The organism is Terribacillus sp. JSM ZJ617, assembly GCF_044383785.1.
Classification (GTDB): domain Bacteria; phylum Bacillota; class Bacilli; order Bacillales; family Amphibacillaceae; genus Terribacillus.
Genome location: NZ_JBISEQ010000002.1, coordinates 819278 through 835943, shown reverse-complemented (window position 1 = coordinate 835943; position 16666 = coordinate 819278). Strand labels below are relative to the sequence as shown.

General features: G+C 45.3%; 15 protein-coding genes and 1 other annotated feature. Of the genes, 9 read left to right on the top strand and 6 right to left on the bottom strand.

The features are described from left to right. Position 1 precedes the first annotated feature (1 nt). From ACH6C1_RS10535 to ACH6C1_RS10505, 7 genes are all read left to right on the top strand, one after another. Entirely contained in the window at positions 2-826 is an 825-nt protein-coding gene (locus ACH6C1_RS10535) for a cytochrome C assembly family protein (protein WP_374076868.1), read from the top strand. A gap of 26 nt (positions 827-852) precedes the next feature. Next, positions 853-1785 (top strand): hydroxymethylbilane synthase, encoded by a 933-nt coding sequence (gene hemC, locus ACH6C1_RS10530; RefSeq protein WP_095222351.1) that lies wholly within the window; start codon positions 853-855, stop codon positions 1783-1785. Further along, complete coding sequence (locus ACH6C1_RS10525) at positions 1782-2567, top strand: uroporphyrinogen-III synthase (protein WP_374076865.1); 786 nt, start codon at positions 1782-1784, stop codon at positions 2565-2567. Before hemC ends, ACH6C1_RS10525 begins: the two co-directional genes overlap by 4 nt. Beyond that, the gene (gene hemB / locus ACH6C1_RS10520) at positions 2564-3547 is read left to right on the top strand and encodes a porphobilinogen synthase (RefSeq protein ID WP_374076863.1); all 984 of its coding nucleotides are present in this window, start codon (positions 2564-2566) and stop codon (positions 3545-3547) included. The genes ACH6C1_RS10525 and hemB overlap by 4 nt, the downstream gene beginning before the upstream one ends. 16 nt (positions 3548-3563) lie before the next feature. Next, a complete protein-coding gene (gene hemL / locus ACH6C1_RS10515) occupies positions 3564-4856 on the top strand; it encodes a glutamate-1-semialdehyde 2,1-aminomutase (RefSeq protein ID WP_374076861.1) in 1293 nt (430 codons plus the stop codon). Positions 4857-4985: 129 nt separating this feature from the next. Further along, the gene (locus ACH6C1_RS10510; protein WP_374076859.1) at positions 4986-7286 is read left to right on the top strand and encodes a LysM peptidoglycan-binding domain-containing protein; all 2301 of its coding nucleotides are present in this window, start codon (positions 4986-4988) and stop codon (positions 7284-7286) included. 23 nt (positions 7287-7309) lie between these two features. Beyond that, a complete protein-coding gene (locus ACH6C1_RS10505) occupies positions 7310-8323 on the top strand; it encodes a hypothetical protein (protein ID WP_374076857.1) in 1014 nt (337 codons plus the stop codon). On the opposite strand, the gene ACH6C1_RS10500 is transcribed toward ACH6C1_RS10505, so the two are convergent. After that, positions 8324-8512, bottom strand: a complete 189-nt coding sequence (locus ACH6C1_RS10500; RefSeq protein ID WP_095222360.1) for a hypothetical protein — start codon at positions 8510-8512, stop codon at positions 8324-8326. 123 nt (positions 8513-8635) lie between these two features. Continuing rightward, positions 8636-8877: a binding site (T-box leader), on the top strand. Between the two features lie 51 nt (positions 8878-8928). Between ACH6C1_RS10500 and ACH6C1_RS10495 the strand changes: the two genes are divergently transcribed. Further along, positions 8929-11583 (top strand): valine--tRNA ligase, encoded by a 2655-nt coding sequence (locus ACH6C1_RS10495; RefSeq protein WP_374077191.1) that lies wholly within the window; start codon positions 8929-8931, stop codon positions 11581-11583. 63 nt (positions 11584-11646) lie between these two features. Further along, on the top strand, positions 11647-12213 hold the full coding sequence (locus tag ACH6C1_RS10490) for a GNAT family N-acetyltransferase (protein WP_374076855.1): 567 nt from the start codon (positions 11647-11649) through the stop codon (positions 12211-12213). Between the two features lie 168 nt (positions 12214-12381). Here ACH6C1_RS10490 and ACH6C1_RS10485 read toward each other — a convergent pair whose 3' ends face one another. The 5 genes from ACH6C1_RS10485 to ACH6C1_RS10465 all read right to left on the bottom strand — a co-directional run bounded on the left by ACH6C1_RS10485 (position 12382) and on the right by ACH6C1_RS10465 (position 16521). Beyond that, positions 12382-13278: a glycine betaine ABC transporter substrate-binding protein gene (locus ACH6C1_RS10485; RefSeq protein WP_374076853.1), complete on the bottom strand. Its 897-nt coding sequence runs from the start codon at positions 13276-13278 to the stop codon at positions 12382-12384. A 19-nt stretch (positions 13279-13297) separates the two neighbouring features. Beyond that, positions 13298-14047, bottom strand: a complete 750-nt coding sequence (locus ACH6C1_RS10480; protein ID WP_095222363.1) for an ABC transporter permease — start codon at positions 14045-14047, stop codon at positions 13298-13300. A 13-nt stretch (positions 14048-14060) separates the two neighbouring features. Next, a complete protein-coding gene (locus ACH6C1_RS10475) occupies positions 14061-15032 on the bottom strand; it encodes an ABC transporter ATP-binding protein (RefSeq protein ID WP_374076851.1) in 972 nt (323 codons plus the stop codon). 13 nt (positions 15033-15045) lie between these two features. Beyond that, positions 15046-15597 carry an ABC transporter permease gene (locus tag ACH6C1_RS10470; RefSeq protein WP_437112192.1) on the bottom strand — a complete coding sequence of 184 codons (552 nt, stop codon included), beginning with the start codon at positions 15595-15597 and terminating at the stop codon, positions 15046-15048. 423 nt (positions 15598-16020) lie between these two features. After that, positions 16021-16521: a CarD family transcriptional regulator gene (locus ACH6C1_RS10465; RefSeq protein ID WP_176465678.1), complete on the bottom strand. Its 501-nt coding sequence runs from the start codon at positions 16519-16521 to the stop codon at positions 16021-16023. Positions 16522-16666: the final 145 nt, after the last annotated feature.

Sequence of the window (16666 nt, the reverse complement as noted above, 5' to 3'; positions counted from 1 at the left end):
GATGCAGGTACCCGCTTATCTTTATGAAATCATTTTACTTCTATATGCAGCCAGCATTTTCAGCTATTTTATCGATTTTATACAAAAGAATCGGAAGGCGAATGTTTTCGCCTTCCGTTTGCTTACTTTGGTATGGTTCTTCCAGAGCCTTTTTTTATTGCAGGAAATGATTGCGCATGCCGGGTTGCCGGTAAAGGACGTTTATGAAGGGTTATACTTCTATGCATGGGTCCTCGTGTCGCTTTCCTTATTCATCAACCGCATCTACAAAGTCGATTTTCTCACCTTCTTCTTGAATGTGGTCGGCTTTTTTATGATGTTATTATATATTGCAAGCTCAGCTTATGAGCGGCAATGGACGCAGACGATTCCTTTTATGGATGAAGTGCTGATCGCACATATTACGCTGGCTATTCTGGCGTATGGATTTTTCACCCTGTCCTTTGTCTTCGCTGTTATGTACTTATTTCAATTCCAGCTTCTGAAGCGGAAAAAAGGATATAGATGGTGGACAAGGCTTGGTGACTTGGGCAAGCTAGAAACATATATCTTCACTTCCATCACAATCGGGACGCCTTTATTATTGCTATCCATTGTGATGGGGATTGTATGGGCTTATACGACAACAGCCGTCTTCTATTGGTATGATTGGAAAACAATCGGTTCGCTGACGGTGCTTGCCGTCTATGCAATTTATCTGTTCCTGCGTTTGGCAAGAGGTGTCAGGGGGAAAGGGCTGGCAATGTATACTATTGCAGCCTTTCTGATCCTCATCATCAATTTCTTCTTGCTTAGCACGTATTCATCATTTCATTTTACTGGGTAAATCCGAAGTTCCTTAGGAGGAGAGCAATGCGAAAAATTATCGTTGGTTCAAGAAAAAGTAATTTGGCACTCACACAGACAAAGTGGGTTATCGAGCAATTGAAACAAGCTGGAGCGCCATATGAATTCGAAATCAAGAAAATCGAAACAAAGGGAGACAAAATCCTGGACGTTACACTTTCAAAGGTTGGAGGAAAAGGGTTGTTCGTCAAGGAAATAGAGCAAGCTATGTATGATGAGGAAATCGATATGGCCGTACATAGCATGAAGGATATGCCATCCGAGCTTCCTGTCGGTCTGACGATTGCAAGTGTTCCAGTTCGGGAGGACTACCGGGATGCATTTATTTCAAAGAATAACGTTTCCTTGAGAGAATTGCCGGAGGGAGCGATTGTCGGAACAAGCAGCCTGCGTCGCGCATCACAGATTCTTGCGATTCGACCGGATATCGAAATCAAACCAATACGCGGAAACATCGACACGCGCCTGAAAAAGCTTGAAAACGAAGATTTTGATGCGATTGTTCTAGCTGCTGCTGGTTTGAAGCGGATGGGATGGAGTGATGACATCGTTACTGAATTCCTTGAAACAGACCTTTGCCTGCCAGCTATCGGCCAAGGCGCACTTGCCATCGAGTGCCGTGATACAGATATGGAATTGATTGAGCTTTTGGCGAAGATCAACGATTCTTACACACAGCAGACGGTAGCTGCTGAACGTACTTTCCTTTATTTGATGAACGGAAGCTGCCAAGTACCGATTGCCGGAGTAGCCCATATGGAAGAAGACGATGTTGTCTTGACAGCTTTGATAGCTTCTGCTGACGGGAAACAAGTATTCAAAGAAGAAGTGCGTGGAGCTGATCCACAGGAAGTCGGTAAGCTTGCCGCTGAAAGGATGCAGGAACAAGGCGCGCAGGACATCATCACCAAAGCGATTCAGGAGTCGGAATCCAATTGAGCCGGCTGCCGGCCGTGAAGGTGCTCGTAACGCGCCCGAAGCAGCAGGCTGTCCGATTAGCTGAACAGCTGGATCAAGCAGGCGCAAGACCAATTATGGTGCCTTTACTGACATTTCGAACGAGGACAAATACAGAAAATCAAATGCTTAGCCAGCAAGCTGATCGCTTTGACTGGCTGTTCTTCTCCAGCATGAATGGAGTAGAGCACTTCCATGCACTGGTGAGCAAGTATTCCAATATGGAGAACTGGAAGCTTTGCCATATTGCTGCAGTCGGACAAAAGACTGCTGAGGCTGTAGAAAGAGTGCTTGGCAGGAAGGCAGATTTAGTGCCGGCTGCTTATACCGCAGATTGCTTAGCGGAAACTTTCAGCGCAATATATGATCCTTCTAGCCGGATACTGCTTATACAAGGGAATTTATCAAGGCCGGCATTAGCAAACGGATTGAGACAGAATGGCTATGACTTCGAGAAAATGGTCGTCTATGATACGGTAGAAGAGAGATGTAACCAAGAGCTTCTGAATATGGTCCTGCAAAAGGACAAACCGGAAGTATTGACGTTTACAAGTCCATCGTCGATCGAGGCCTTTCTTTCTTTTATTTCCCAGCCTGAAGTGGAAAAGGATCAGTTGGATAAACCTTGTCTCGTCATTGGACCGACAACAGAGGAAGCTGCCAAGCGGCATGGCTTCCGGAATATTTTGCTGCCTGCTCAGTACACGGCAGAAGCAATGATCGATGCGTTATTACATTACTATGAACAAAGGACAGGTGAATGACAATGGCAGAATTCAAACGCCACCACCGTTTGCGTACATCAGCAAACATGCGGGCATTAGTAAGAGAAACAGAAGTAACAGTGGATGACTTGATTTACCCAGTTTTCGTTGTTGAGGGCGAAAATGTACGTAATGAGGTTTCCTCCATGCCAGGTGTATTCCAGCTGTCTTTAGATAATTTATCAGCTGAAATGAAGGAAGTAAGCGAATTAGGCATCAAATCGGTGCTGTTTTTCGGTATACCTGCTGAAAAAGATGAAGTCGGAACTGGTGCTTTCCATGACCACGGCATCGTACAGCGTGCAATCAGCCAGACTAAACAGGAAGTCCCTGAGCTCCTTTTGATTGCTGATACTTGCCTTTGCGAATATACATCCCATGGACACTGCGGCATCGTGCATGACGGAATAATCGATAATGATGAATCATTAGGCTATTTAGTAGATACTGCAGTGAGCCAGGCAAAAGCAGGAGCTGATATCATTGCCCCTTCTAATATGATGGACGGCTATGTACAAGCCATCCGCAAGGGACTGGATGAAGCCGGCTTTACGAACATTCCGATTATGGCTTATTCTGTCAAATACGCCTCTGCTTTTTACGGTCCATTCCGCGAAGCAGCTGAAGGCGCGCCGCAATTCGGGGACCGCAAAACGTATCAAATGGATCCTTCAAACAGAAGAGAAGCACTGCGCGAAGCAACATCTGATATTGAAGAAAATGCAGACTTCCTTATCGTGAAACCAGCTCTTGCTTACTTGGATATCATCCGTGATGTGCGTAATCAATTCAATGCTCCGATCGTTGCATACAATGTCAGCGGCGAATACAGCATGGTAAAAGCTGCAGCTTTGAACGGCTGGATCGATGAGAAAGCAATTGTTATGGAAAAAATGATCGGCATGAAACGTGCGGGTGCTGATTTGATCATGACTTACTTTGCGAAAGATGTCGCAAGATGGCTGAAGGAAGATAACTGAACGAGGAGGAATTCAGATGAAAAGCTTTGAAAAGTCGATAGCAGCATTCGAAGAAGCGAAACAGCATATGCCAGGCGGAGTTAATTCCCCGGTTCGTGCATTCCGTTCCGTAGGGATGGATCCTATTTTCATGGATAGCGGTAAGGGTTCAAAAATTACAGATATCGATGGCAATACGTACATCGACTATGTCCTAAGCTGGGGACCTCTCATTTTGGGACATGCCGATGACCGAGTTGTGGAAGGTCTGAAGAAAATCACGGAGAAAGGGACAAGCTTCGGTGCGCCGACTGTGATGGAGAACAAGATGGCAGCTTTGGTGAAAGAGCGGATTCCATCGATGGATATCGTTCGCATGGTCAACTCCGGTACAGAAGCGACAATGAGTGCCCTTCGTTTGGCACGTGGATTCACTGGACGTGACAAGATCCTGAAATTCGTCGGCAGCTATCATGGCCATGGAGATTCCCTCTTGATCAAAGCAGGTTCTGGTGTGGCGACACTTGGACTTCCTGATAGCCCGGGTGTACCAGAAACAATTGCCCGTAATACGATTACCGTACCGTACAACGATCTGGAAAGCGTTCAATATGCTTTTGAACAGTATGGAGATGATATTGCAGCTGTTATTGCTGAGCCAGTCTGCGGGAATATGGGTGTTGTCCCGCCTCAGCCAGGATTCCTTGAAGGACTTCGTGACATCACAAAGCAGCATGGCGCTTTGCTCATTTTCGATGAAGTCATGACTGGTTTCCGAGTCGGCTATCATTCTGCGCAAGGTCACTTCGGCGTTGAACCAGACTTGACTTGCCTTGGTAAAATCATCGGCGGTGGTCTTCCTGTCGGTGCCTATGGCGGCCGTAAGGAAATCATGGATCGTGTTGCTCCAGCGGGTGATATTTACCAAGCAGGAACACTTTCAGGAAATCCGCTTGCGATGACTGCTGGTTACGAAACATTGGCAGCAATGGATAAAGCGGCGTATGAGCGCATCAATGCGCACGCTGACCGTCTTGCAGAAGGATACAAAGCAGCTGCAGAGGAATTCGTAATTCCGTTACAAGTGAATCGTGCCGGTTCGATGGTGGGTGTCTTCTTTACGGATACTCCTGTCATCAACTTTGACACAGCGAAGACATCCAATTTGGATCACTTCTCCATGTACTATCGGGAAATGATCGAAGCTGGCATCTTCCTGCCTCCTTCTCAATTCGAGGGGCTGTTCTTATCAGCTGCTCATACGGATGAAGATATTGAAGCTACAATCGAAGCAGCAAGACAGGCATTCAAGAAAATAGCAGCATCTTAAACGTAAAAGCCCAAGCATATGCTTGGGCTTTTTTTCATGAGGACAAAGGATTTTCTTTACATATGTGATTGGGTGTAAGCATAGGTTTTAGTACAGAGGAACGCTTAAATCTTGGAAGGAGGATTCCACATGTCTTCAAATGAGACAACACCTTTTATGTTTGATATACAAGAATCACTCAGTTTCCGTGCCGACGCACAGTTGCAAGATTTAATTGGAATCGCATTGGAGCCGGAGATCAGTATCCAGGAGTTTGAGCATGAAATTTCTGTTCGAGGTGTCATCGAACTTACAGGTGAATATTACCCTCTTCAGGAGGTTGTCGAAGGAAGTGCAGTCGCTGTCAGCCCTGGTACAAGAGAAATGGAAAACGTCGAGAAACAGGAAGCAGGAACGAATACATTTTATCATCGTTTCCCGGTTGAAATATCTGTTCCGAAAAATCGTATCAAGCAGCTGAATGACGTGTATGTCACAATTGACAACTTTGATTATGAAGTTCCTGGCAGTAATGTGCTTGAACTCCATGCGACGGTTGCCATTTACGGTGTCTTGGAAGAGAGAAGACAATCGCAGCCACAAGCACCGCAGCAGCCTTATTTCCCTCCTGCAGCATTCCCGCAAGGAGAACAGGCAAAATCTTATACAGACGAAATTGCAAATCAGATCGAAGCCCAAGCACGTGATGATCAGGAATATGAGCAGCAAGGCTATCAGTTTGCGAAAGAAGAACCAGCTGCAAGTAAGCTGGAAGAATCAACAGCAGATGCAAGAGAAGAACATGGTACGGAGGAGCAAGGGTATCAGTTTTCTCAAGATGTAAATGCAGCGGAAGAAGAGGTAGAAGTGAATCGAGAGGAAACAGAAGCAGATGTTTCCGCGGAACAGGAAACCGAGGAACAAGGGTATCAGTTGTCTCAAGAGGAGTATGCAGGGGAAGAAGAAATAGAAGTGAACCGAGAGGAAACAGAAGCAGATAGCAGTGACAATCAAGAGCCTGAGGTGCAAGGGTATAAGTTTGCTAAGGGAAAAGCGGAGTCACCAGAGGTAGAAGCGCAAGCAGAAGCACGTGAAGAACAAAATGCTGAGGTGCAGAGCTACCAATTTGCTCAAAAATATGTGGAGTCGACAGAGGTAGAAGCGCAAGCAGAAGCACGTGAGGAACAAGATATTGAGAAGCAGAGCTACCAGTTTGCTCAGGAATATGTGGAGTCGACAGAGGTAGAAGCGCAAGCAGAAGCACGTGAAGAACAAAATGCTGAGGTGAAGAGCTACCAGTCTGCTCAAGAATATGTGGAGTCGAAAGAGCCAGAAGCGCAAACAGAAGCTCGTGAGGAAAAAGAAGCCAAAGCGCAGGGCTATGAGTTTTCTAAGGAATATACTGAAAATGAGATAGAAGCTGAATTAAAAGCAGAAACCCGCGATCAGAAGACAGAGGATCAAAGTATCTCTTTTGCACAGCATTATACAGAACAAACGCCATCACAGGCAGAAACAGTACTGGAGGCTTCAGCTGCTCCAGCAGATTATACAGAACAACCTCCTGCTGATGAGGAGGAACAGGAAGAACCTCAGGCTTATGCACAAGAGCGGGCACCTGCATCACCAAGGGTTAATATTCAAGCGGAGAAGACAGCTCCGCAATCACGCGAAGAAGCAGTTTATAAATCAGAAGAACAACAGTACGTTCAAAATGACTATCAGATTCCAGCAGCTGGCAAGCTGCCAGAAGAATTCTTCGTGCTGCCTGATGAGCTGGAGGATGCTTATCAAGCGGCTGATTTCCGACAGGCGCTTGATCAGGATGATGACGTATATTATCTGGATCGGGAACTGCCTCATGAAGAACCAGCCGAAGCACCGGATTTCACCTTTACGTATCAAGCAAAGCAAACAGAAGAAGCACCTCCTGAGCCAATCAGATTCGAAGCACCTCCTCTTTTGACCCCAGAAGAGGATGACAGATGGAAATATAAAGAGACGAAGACATTCAGTGAGTTTTTCGGCAGTAAGCCAGTCGAGCCTACGGAAGTGCCGCAAGCAGATATAACTGCAGAAGAGATTGATACGGAAGGATCATACGAGGATGCTTATAAGGACGTATCTCTGCAGTCAGTCCCAATCAATCAGGAACTGCAGCCGGAGGATTTGCAGGAAGTGGCTGAAGCAGACGAAGTGACAGAAACAAAAGAAGCAGCAGCTGACCGAAGTGACAGCAGCAATTTCCTTGTCCACATGTTTGGTGCTAGGGAAGAAACATATACGAAGGTCCGTGTCTGCATCGTTCAGGAGCGGGACACATTGGAGAAGATTGCGAATCGATATGATGTGCCTGTCAGTACAATTGCCAGCTCCAATAATCTGGAAGAAGAAACAGTATCGGAAGGTCAGCTGCTAGTCATTCCGCAGCGTCGTCCAAGAAAGAATTAATAAAAATGAACGGGGTGTGCTAGATGGAAAATATCGATCGAATACTAGCTGCCTATGGCATCACGCCAGCCTCGGTTCAAGCTATTACCAGCCGCCTGTCTAAAGTGCAAACGCACCAGGCGGCTTTTGCTTTAAAAAGGTCATCCCTCCATCCGGAGCGGCTCGACCGCTGGCTGATGGTCGTCCAAGGCAAGCACAATTTTTATCGGGAAGGTGTTCCGCCGGTCTATCAAACATTGCAGGAGAATTTCTATGTAGTGGATGAAGGGGAAGTGTATTATCTGATGCCATGGCTGGAGCGGCATCGAACAGATGAACCAGATCATCCTTATGAGATGCTGTTCACTACTCTTGGGAAGATACATGCCTCCTCCAGCAAACGGTATCCAATAGATTATGAAGCGTATGCATTGGCCATTCGGAAGCAGAAAGAAAAGCTCCAGCAGGATAGGGAGGAGCTGCTCGGTGTGGTGGAGCGTTTCGAATCCCAAACATACATGGGGGTTGTGCCCTTGCTCGTTTGCACGCATTATAAGGATTTGGAGCATGTATCTGCAATGCTGGATAAATGGTATGACCATTATGATGCAGATCTTAAAGCAGATCCCGAGATGGAGCATAGTGTTTTGCATGGCAGCTTACGACCTTCCCATATACAGGATGGCAGTCCGCTGCATTTGCTGAATTGGGAAAAGACCAAGCTCGGCAATCCTAGCTTGGACCTGGCTGCTTACTATAAGGAAGAATGGCGTTTTGTCGATAGCAATGTAATAAATGCACCATTTTATTTGCATACGTATGAAGAGCATCGGCAAATGAAAAAAAATGAAGAGAGCCTGTTCATGCTGCATTTGCTTCATCCGGGCCGTTATTTGCAGCAGGTCAGAGAGTATGTAAGTGCTCCGCAAAAGGCGGATACCCCTGCTGTCGTATTGGAATTGACCCAGACGCATCGGCAGCTGATACAGGCTCTCCAGGCACAATCCTATTTTCAGGATCTGCGGGATCAGGAAGAACAGGAAGGCGCAGAGGCTTGATTAGATTGATTTTGTCTGGAAGCTGAAATAAAGGGCGATCAAGCCGCCAAGTATAAGGATATCCAAAATCGATGGAAACAAGAGCGTTCTGATGAACTGGAAGACGATCAGTGGAATTACCGCCTTCTCGGTGACATTGACCCAATACTTGAGGAACCCCGGCATGTTGTTGCGGTTGAATTTACTCATTTGTCATCCCTCCTATAAGCAGTATATGAACGGGAAAAGCTAGGCGTTTACCCTTTTTTGAAAAAAATATGCCTCTTCATTGACTTTTTTACTGTCAAGTGGATACAATAAGCTATACATGATACAAATGCTTTGACAGGGAAGAGTATAGTGTAAGGGTCCATACTAGAGAGGGAAGCAAACTGGTGGAAGTTTCCTGGATACCTGCAGTAGAAGGTCGCCCTGTATGCAGCGACCCCGAATGTGACTTTTTAGTCAGTAGGGGGAGCCGGTGAAGAGCCGTTATCTCCCTCGAGTGTGCGACACGTATAAGCAGTGTCGTAAATGAAGGTGGTACCACGGAAATAACCCTTTTCGTCCTTTTGGATGAGAAGGGTTTTTATATGTCACCAAAAGCATTGAAGGAGGAACCAGGCATGACAACAGACAAATCACAAGAAACGAACTCGCTGCCATCCAAATACGATCCGGCCAGCATCGAAGCAGGCCGCTACCAATTCTGGCTTGATGGCAAATATTTCGAAGCAACCGGGGATGAAAGCAAAGAGCCATATTCCATCGTCATTCCGCCGCCAAACGTAACAGGTAAGCTGCACTTAGGGCACGCTTGGGATACAACATTACAAGATATCCTGACACGTATGAAACGTATGCAAGGCTATGATGTGCTTTGGCTTCCAGGAATGGACCATGCCGGTATCGCGACACAGGCAAAAGTAGATGCGAAACTGCGCGAACAGGGCATCAACCGCTACGATCTTGGCCGCGAAGGCTTCTTAGAGAAGAGCTGGGAATGGAAAGAAGAATATGCAAACTTCATCCGCAAGCAATGGTCGAAGATGGGACTTGGCCTTGACTATTCACGTGAGCGATTCACATTGGATGAAGGGCTATCTGAAGCAGTTAAGGAAGTATTCGTTACATTGTATGAAAAAGGTTTGCTCTACCGTGGCGAGTATATCATCAACTGGGATCCGGCAGCTAAAACGGCTCTTTCTGATATTGAAGTAATCCATAAGGACGTACAAGGACACTTTTATCATTTGCGTTACCCGCTTGCTGATGGAACAGGACATATCGAAATTGCGACTACTCGTCCAGAAACATTCCTAGGGGATACGGCAGTAGCTGTACATCCGGATGATGAGCGCTACCAGCACTTGATTGGTAAAACGGTCATCCTTCCGGAAGTAAATCGTGAAATTCCGATTGTGGCCGATGATTACGTTGACATGGAATTCGGTTCCGGAGCTGTGAAAATCACTCCTGCCCATGACCCGAATGACTTTGAAGTAGGTAACCGCCACAATCTTGAACGCATCCTTGTTATGAATGAGGATGGCAGCATGAATGAAAATGCTGGAAAATATAATGGCTTAGATCGTTTTGAAGCACGTAAGCAAATTGTGAAGGATCTGCAGGAGCAAGGCATCCTATTCAAAATCGAAGATCATATGCATAGCGTTGGTCATTCCGAGCGCAGCGGTGCAGTGGTAGAACCTTATCTATCCACACAATGGTTCGTAAACATGGAGCCATTAGCTAAACAAGCTTTGGAATTGCAAGCAGGCGAAGACAAAATCAACTTCGTACCAGAACGATTCGAAAGAACCTATTCATACTGGATGGAAAACATCCGTGACTGGTGTGTTTCCCGTCAGCTATGGTGGGGACATCGTATTCCAGCTTGGTATCATAAAGAAACAGGTGAAGTGTATGTTGGCAAAGAAGCGCCGGCAGACATCGAGAACTGGGAGCAAGATCAAGACGTACTCGATACATGGTTCTCTTCCGCATTATGGCCGTTTTCCACAATGGATTGGCCGAACACGGAAGCAGCTGATTTCAAACGCTACTTCCCGACTGATGTACTCGTAACTGGATATGATATCATTGCCTTCTGGGTAAGCCGGATGATCTTCCAATCCAAAGAGTTCACAGGCGAACGTCCATTCAAGGATGTACTCATTCACGGTCTTGTACGTGACGGAGAAGGTCGTAAGATGAGTAAATCACTTGGCAACGGTGTTGATCCGATGGATGTTATCGAGAAGTATGGTGCAGACTCCTTGCGCTACTTCCTATCTACTGGTTCATCACCAGGTCAGGATCTGCGCTTCCAGTGGGAGAAAGTTGAGTCTACTTGGAACTTTGCCAACAAAATCTGGAACGCTTCCCGATTCGCTTTGATGAATATGGAAGGCTTACAGTACAGCGACATTGATTTGTCCAAAGAGAAGAGTCTTGCAGATAAATGGATTCTTACTCGCCTGAACGAAACAATTGAAGCTGTCACATATAATGCTGAGAAATATGAATTCGGAGAAGCTGGACGTCATTTGTACAACTTCATCTGGGATGATGTATGTGACTGGTATATCGAAATGGCGAAGCTTCCGCTGTATGGCGAAGATGAGGCTGCGAAGCAAATGACACGTTCTGTGCTTGCACATGTACTGGATCAGACAATGCGCATGCTGCATCCATTCATGCCATTCATCACAGAGGAAATCTGGCAGCAGCTTCCGCATGAAGGGGAATCCATCACGGTTGCCGCATGGCCGACAGTCAACAAAGAGTTGCATGATGAACAAGCAGCAGAAGAGATGAAACGTTTGGTTAGCATCATCCGCTCTGTTCGGAACATCCGTGCAGAAGTGGATACACCGATGTCCAAACAAATCCAGCTGCTTATCCAAGCAGAAGACAATACAATCGAAGCAGAACTTAAGGCACAGCAGCACTATATCGAGCGCTTCTGTAATCCAAGTGAGCTGACGATTGCAACAAGTATTCAAGCACCAGATAAAGCGATGTCAGCTGTTCTTACTGGCGTTGAGCTTTACTTGCCGCTTGAAGGCTTGATCGATATCTCTAAAGAAATCGAACGCTTGGAGAAAGAACTCGACAAATGGACAAAAGAAGTCGATCGTGTTGTGAAGAAGCTTTCCAACCAAGGCTTCATCAGCAAGGCACCAGAAAAGATCGTCGAAGAGGAACGTGCTAAGCAAGCAGATTATGAAGATAAACGCGCACGCGTACAGCAGCGCATCAACGAACTAAAAGGCTAAACACACCACAAGACGCACTAGAATTTTGCTAGTGCGTCTTTTTTACATAAGGAGAGGAATACAATGCTGACATTCCAGAAGCTAGAAACCGAACGGATAGTATTGGATGAAGTGAAGATGCAGGATGCTCCATACGTATTTGCTGCTTTGTCCGACCGCAGTGTAACAAAGTTCTACGGCATGGAGCCGCTCCAATCCATTGAAGAAGCAGAGCGAGTCATTTCCTCTTTCCGATGCGGCTTGCAAGAGGGACGGGTAATTCGGTGGGGCATGTATTGTAAGGAAGCAGGACGATTTCTTGGAACAATCGGTCTGCATCAAGTAAACCGCAGCAACCGACGAGCGGAAATCGGGTACGAATTGCATCCGGACCATTGGAAGAAAGGATTTGCTAGTGAAGCAATGAAAGCAGTTCTGGGTTATTGCTTTGAACAACTCGACCTGCTGCGTGTCGGGGCTATGGTCTACCCGGAGAATACGGCATCAGCATCCCTTGTGGAGAAGCATGGTTTCAAGCGAGAAGGGCTTTTGCGCAGTTATTATTATCATGGTGGCAAAACATATGATGCAACTGTATATGCATTGCTGCAAGAAGATTGGAAGAAAGCTCGGGATAGCTCTGCAAGCTAATATGCTTGTTTCAATCGATTTTTAAGGCAGGTTCCAATGCTTCGAATCTATGTGACAAATAGAAGTGTAAAAAGGCCTGCGTTCTATACAGAACGCGGGCCTTTTTGTTTGTATTATCATTCACTTGTTTCAGTTGATTTACATGTCAATGACATGCCGTACGTAATATCAGTCTTTGAGTAAATTCGCCTCAAGGAAATCCTTGGCTACACGTTCTACACTTTTTTGTTCAATATCCACTTGATAGTTCAATTCCCGTAAGGAATCCGCGTTCAGTGCATTCTGGAGCGGCTCAAGTAACTCTGTTAATTCGGGGTGCTCATCCAATGTGTCTTGATTGATGGAGGCAGCCAGATTGTAAGAAGGGAAGAATGCCTGATCATCTTCAAGAATCTTTAAATCCAGTGATTTGATTTGCGGATCGGTGGAAAACCCTTCGGTCACATCGATTTCATCATTATTCAGCGCGGAATAGTAAAGACCAATCTCCATTTCCCGGATGTTGGTATCAGGAACCTGGAAGCCGTAATGCTCCTCCAAACCCGGCAACCCATCCTGACGATTAGCAAATTCGGTTTCCATCCCAAAGCTGAGTTCTTCTGGGTTATCCTCGACATAAGCAGCCAAATCACTGATTGTATCAATGCCCAGCTCATCCGCTTTCTCTTGTTTCATTGCCAGTACATAGACGTTATTGGCATCGGTTAAGTTTGTCCAGGCCACACCGTTTTCCTTATCCAGCTCTTGAATGGTTTCCATCGCTTCATTTTTATCGACGACCGGATCCACACCTAGATAGGATACTAGCGCAGTACCTACATATTCCCAAGTCATGTCTACTTGCTGCGTTTCAATTGCTTGGCGCATCGCGGAAGAACCGAGATTCTGGATTTCTTCCACGTTATACCCGTTATCCTCCAATATGAAGGTTGTCATCTTGGCTAGAAGCAGCTGCTCGGTAAAGGTCTTAGCTCCGACAGTGATATTTTTCCCGCCGGGACTACAGGAGCTTAGAACAAGCAATAAAGCTGCTAATAAGGCAAATAGGGATAATCGTTTTTTCATAAACTCTGGTATCCTTTCTTTACGCATTTTGTGCTTTTTTGGCTAGACGGAGACCTTTTGGCACCAAAGCAAATTGCAGCCATTTGAACAAATAATCAATCAGGATGGCAAGCAAGGTGACAGGTACCGCTCCAGACATCAGGAAGGCATTGTCAAATAGACGGATACCAGTGAAAATCCACACGCCGAGACCTCCTGCACCGACTAAATAAGCAAGTGCAGCGGTTCCGATATTGATGACCAATGCTGTCCGTACGCCAGCAATAATCGAAGTGAGTGCATTCGGCAGCTCGATCTTCCAAAGGATTTGAGCATTTGTCAGGCCCATCCCTTTTGCTGCATCGATCATGTCATCATTAACGGAATCCAGGCCAGCAATCGTATTCTGCAAAATTGGCAGCAGGGAATAAACGAAAAGGGCAACGACAGCTGCACTGATTCCAATCCCTAGAAAGCCCATAGCCAGGGCAAGCACTGCCAGACTCGGGATTGTTTGTCCAAGATTGGCAATTCCTACAATCAGCCATTCTGATTTGCGGAATTTAGGTCTGGTCACAAAAATACCTAGCGGTACTGCAAGCAGCACAGCGGCAGCACCAGAAAGCAGCACGATTGTGATATGCTCACCAAGCAGACGTAAGAAGGTATCTGGCTGTTCAGCTATTTTGCTGAACATATTATTGGTGAAAGCCCACACAAAAAAGGCAATGAGCAGGGCCCAGAAGACAACCTTGATAATCAAGGCAATTGTTTTGTTTGTCCGTTCCATGAATACAGCCCCCTCAGACGTTCTCCTTGATCTCACGGTGCAGGAACTGCTCGATCAAGTCCAAAGTGATACTTCCTTTGCTTGTACCATTGTCGTTTTCTACAATCAGCTGATCTGCTTCTTGATTTAAAAGCTTCGATATAGCCACTCGCAAGGAGAGGTTCTCATTGATATTTTGAAAGTCAGGAGATTCAAAGACTGGTTTTAGTGACAAAGCGTTTGCCAAGTCTTTCACTGTGTATAGACTCATGCTTTTAAGCACACGGTCTTGCCCGACGAATTCAGCAACAAAGCTGTTGGCAGGCCTGTTCAGCATCTTGGCTGGATCCGCGTATTGCATCATCTTGCCGCCTTTGAGCAGGGCAATTTTATCTGCCATCTTGACCGCTTCGTCAATGTCATGGCTGACAAACAGGATCGTTTTCTTTAGCTCTTTTTGAATTTGCAGGAATTCTTCCTGGAGATGGGTGCGGATGATCGGATCCAATGCTCCGAATGGTTCATCCATTAGCATGACCGGCGGATCGGCAGCTAATGCACGGGCTACACCAACACGCTGCTGCTGCCCTCCGGAAAGCTCATGCGGAAATCGTTTTCGATATTGGTCAGGATTCAGACCGACCAGCTCCATTAATGTATTGAAACGGTCGCGCATCTTTTTGCGGTCCCAGCCGAGAAGGTTAGGAACAATCATGGCGTTATCTTCAATATTCATATTCGGGAACAAGCCATTCGATTGAATGACATAACCGATGTTCCGACGCATCTCTATTTTATTGGAATGTCGGACGCTCTTGCCGTTTAGCATGATATCACCATCTGTAATACTCTCCAGCTGGTTCACCATACGAAGTAAAGTCGTCTTTCCGCAGCCGGAAGGACCCAGCATGATGACCAGTTCGCCTTGCTCAACTGTAAAATTCATATTTTCGATTGCTTTGACGTTGCCGTTGTATATTTTTGTCACGTCGTTGAAATGTATCATATTTTCACCCTTATTATTTTTTTACACCCTTTGGCGTAAACAGATTTTCGATCAAGCGCAAGAACAAATCAGCAATCAATGCCAAAACCGCAACCGCGATTGCACCTGCAAGGATCATTGTGTTATTGGTACGCAGAATCCCTTGATAGATGATGCCGCCAAGGCCTCCTGCGCCGATTAGCGTAGCAATGGCACCGACACCGATATTCAGTACCGTTGCAGTACGGATACCAGCCATGATTAAAGGCATGGCATTTGGGAGCTCGACTTTATAAAGGCGTTGAAAGGTTGTCAGACCAATCCCTTTTGCTGCATCACGTATATCGGGATCGACATTGCTGATCGCCGTGTACGTATTCCGGATGATCGGCAGCTGTGAGTACAGTACAAGAGCGATAATAGCTGGCAACGTACCTATTCCTTCGTTGATGAGTGAAAGGACTGGAATCATGATTCCAAATAAAGCGAGACTTGGAATAGTCATCATGATAGAAGCAATTTGGAGAATGGTGGAGGCTGCGTATTTATTGACGGAACAATAAATACCTAATGGTACACCGATCACGATAGCGATGATAATTGCTAAACCAACAAGCTTGATGTGATCCCATGTGTATCCAAGTATAAATGTGAAATTACTGATGAAATATTCGATTAAAGCGGTAATGGGAGAGCACCTCCTGTTTTTTTGTCATGCAAAAGCTCTTGTCAGACTTTTGCTATCAACTTATACCCAATTAATTGAGCATCCTAACATGAAAAATTAACCAGTTAAAGCTGCGATCAACGTATGGCACAAAGTATGGAGTAAAAAAGGGTAGCTTTTGAGGGTGGCTAGCCATCAGTTAAGAAGGCTGAAATTAAAATTTGCGCTAATACAAGGGTATTCCGTATACTCGTTGATTAAAAAAGAACCTCCACGGATTATCCGTGGAGGTTCTTTTTAGTGACTTTAATGTAATTGAGGGAATTACATTGATACAGGATGTCACCTAAAATTAGGTGCATCAATATTAAAACGTTCTTCAACTAAAGATTTTACATCAGAAGAGGCTTGATCATATGAAATATTCTTTATTTCTTGAATCTCTCCAATAAGAAACTCTTCTGCATTTTTATATACTTTTTTGTCTGATTGAGATAAACGGCCATCCGTTGTATGGAAGTGCATTAGATCTCTTATTATCTGACTGATTTCTAACGTAGTACCTAATTTCATCTTACTGTCCAAGACTTTAGATCGTTCACTTACTGAAGAAGGCAAAGGAACACCATTGTCATAGAAATCTAATTTTACTTGCTCTAATTGTTCTAAAGAAATGATTGGGCGTAGACCATTCTGGTTTTCGCTTTGACTCGGTACAAACACATGTAACTTTTTATAAGGAAAGAATATTTTGAAATACTCTCTTTCCCTCATAATTTCTGTTGATTCTATGGTCCCTGTTCCGTGAAAAGGATAGAATACACTATCTCCGCCTTTAAGCAAATTAACAATCTCCCTTCAAAGATACTTCTATTATAACACAAACTGGTCCGGAGCATTTTTTGCTTGCAGGATTATTGTTTAGTGGGGTCATCTTCTTTATTCAAAATGTATGGGTAAGCTCAATGATTAAGCGGTTAAAATTATA

Excerpts from the sequence above, each read along its gene's own strand:
- ACH6C1_RS10505 (WP_374076857.1), top strand. The coding sequence starts at position 7,310 with ATGGAAAATATCGATCGAATACTAGCTGCCTATGGCATCACGCCAGCC.
- hemB (WP_374076863.1), top strand. The coding sequence starts at position 2,564 with ATGACAATGGCAGAATTCAAACGCCACCACCGTTTGCGTACATCAGCA.
- ACH6C1_RS10510 (WP_374076859.1), top strand. The coding sequence starts at position 4,986 with ATGTCTTCAAATGAGACAACACCTTTTATGTTTGATATACAAGAATCA.
- ACH6C1_RS10500 (WP_095222360.1), bottom strand. The coding sequence starts at position 8,512 with ATGAGTAAATTCAACCGCAACAACATGCCGGGGTTCCTCAAGTATTGG.
- ACH6C1_RS10475 (WP_374076851.1), bottom strand. The coding sequence starts at position 15,032 with ATGATACATTTCAACGACGTGACAAAAATATACAACGGCAACGTCAAA.
- hemC (WP_095222351.1), top strand. The coding sequence starts at position 853 with ATGCGAAAAATTATCGTTGGTTCAAGAAAAAGTAATTTGGCACTCACA.
- ACH6C1_RS10535 (WP_374076868.1), top strand. The coding sequence starts at position 2 with ATGCAGGTACCCGCTTATCTTTATGAAATCATTTTACTTCTATATGCA.
- hemL (WP_374076861.1), top strand. The coding sequence starts at position 3,564 with ATGAAAAGCTTTGAAAAGTCGATAGCAGCATTCGAAGAAGCGAAACAG.
- ACH6C1_RS10490 (WP_374076855.1), top strand. The coding sequence starts at position 11,647 with ATGCTGACATTCCAGAAGCTAGAAACCGAACGGATAGTATTGGATGAA.
- ACH6C1_RS10480 (WP_095222363.1), bottom strand. The coding sequence starts at position 14,047 with ATGGAACGGACAAACAAAACAATTGCCTTGATTATCAAGGTTGTCTTC.
- ACH6C1_RS10485 (WP_374076853.1), bottom strand. The coding sequence starts at position 13,278 with ATGAAAAAACGATTATCCCTATTTGCCTTATTAGCAGCTTTATTGCTT.
- ACH6C1_RS10495 (WP_374077191.1), top strand. The coding sequence starts at position 8,929 with ATGACAACAGACAAATCACAAGAAACGAACTCGCTGCCATCCAAATAC.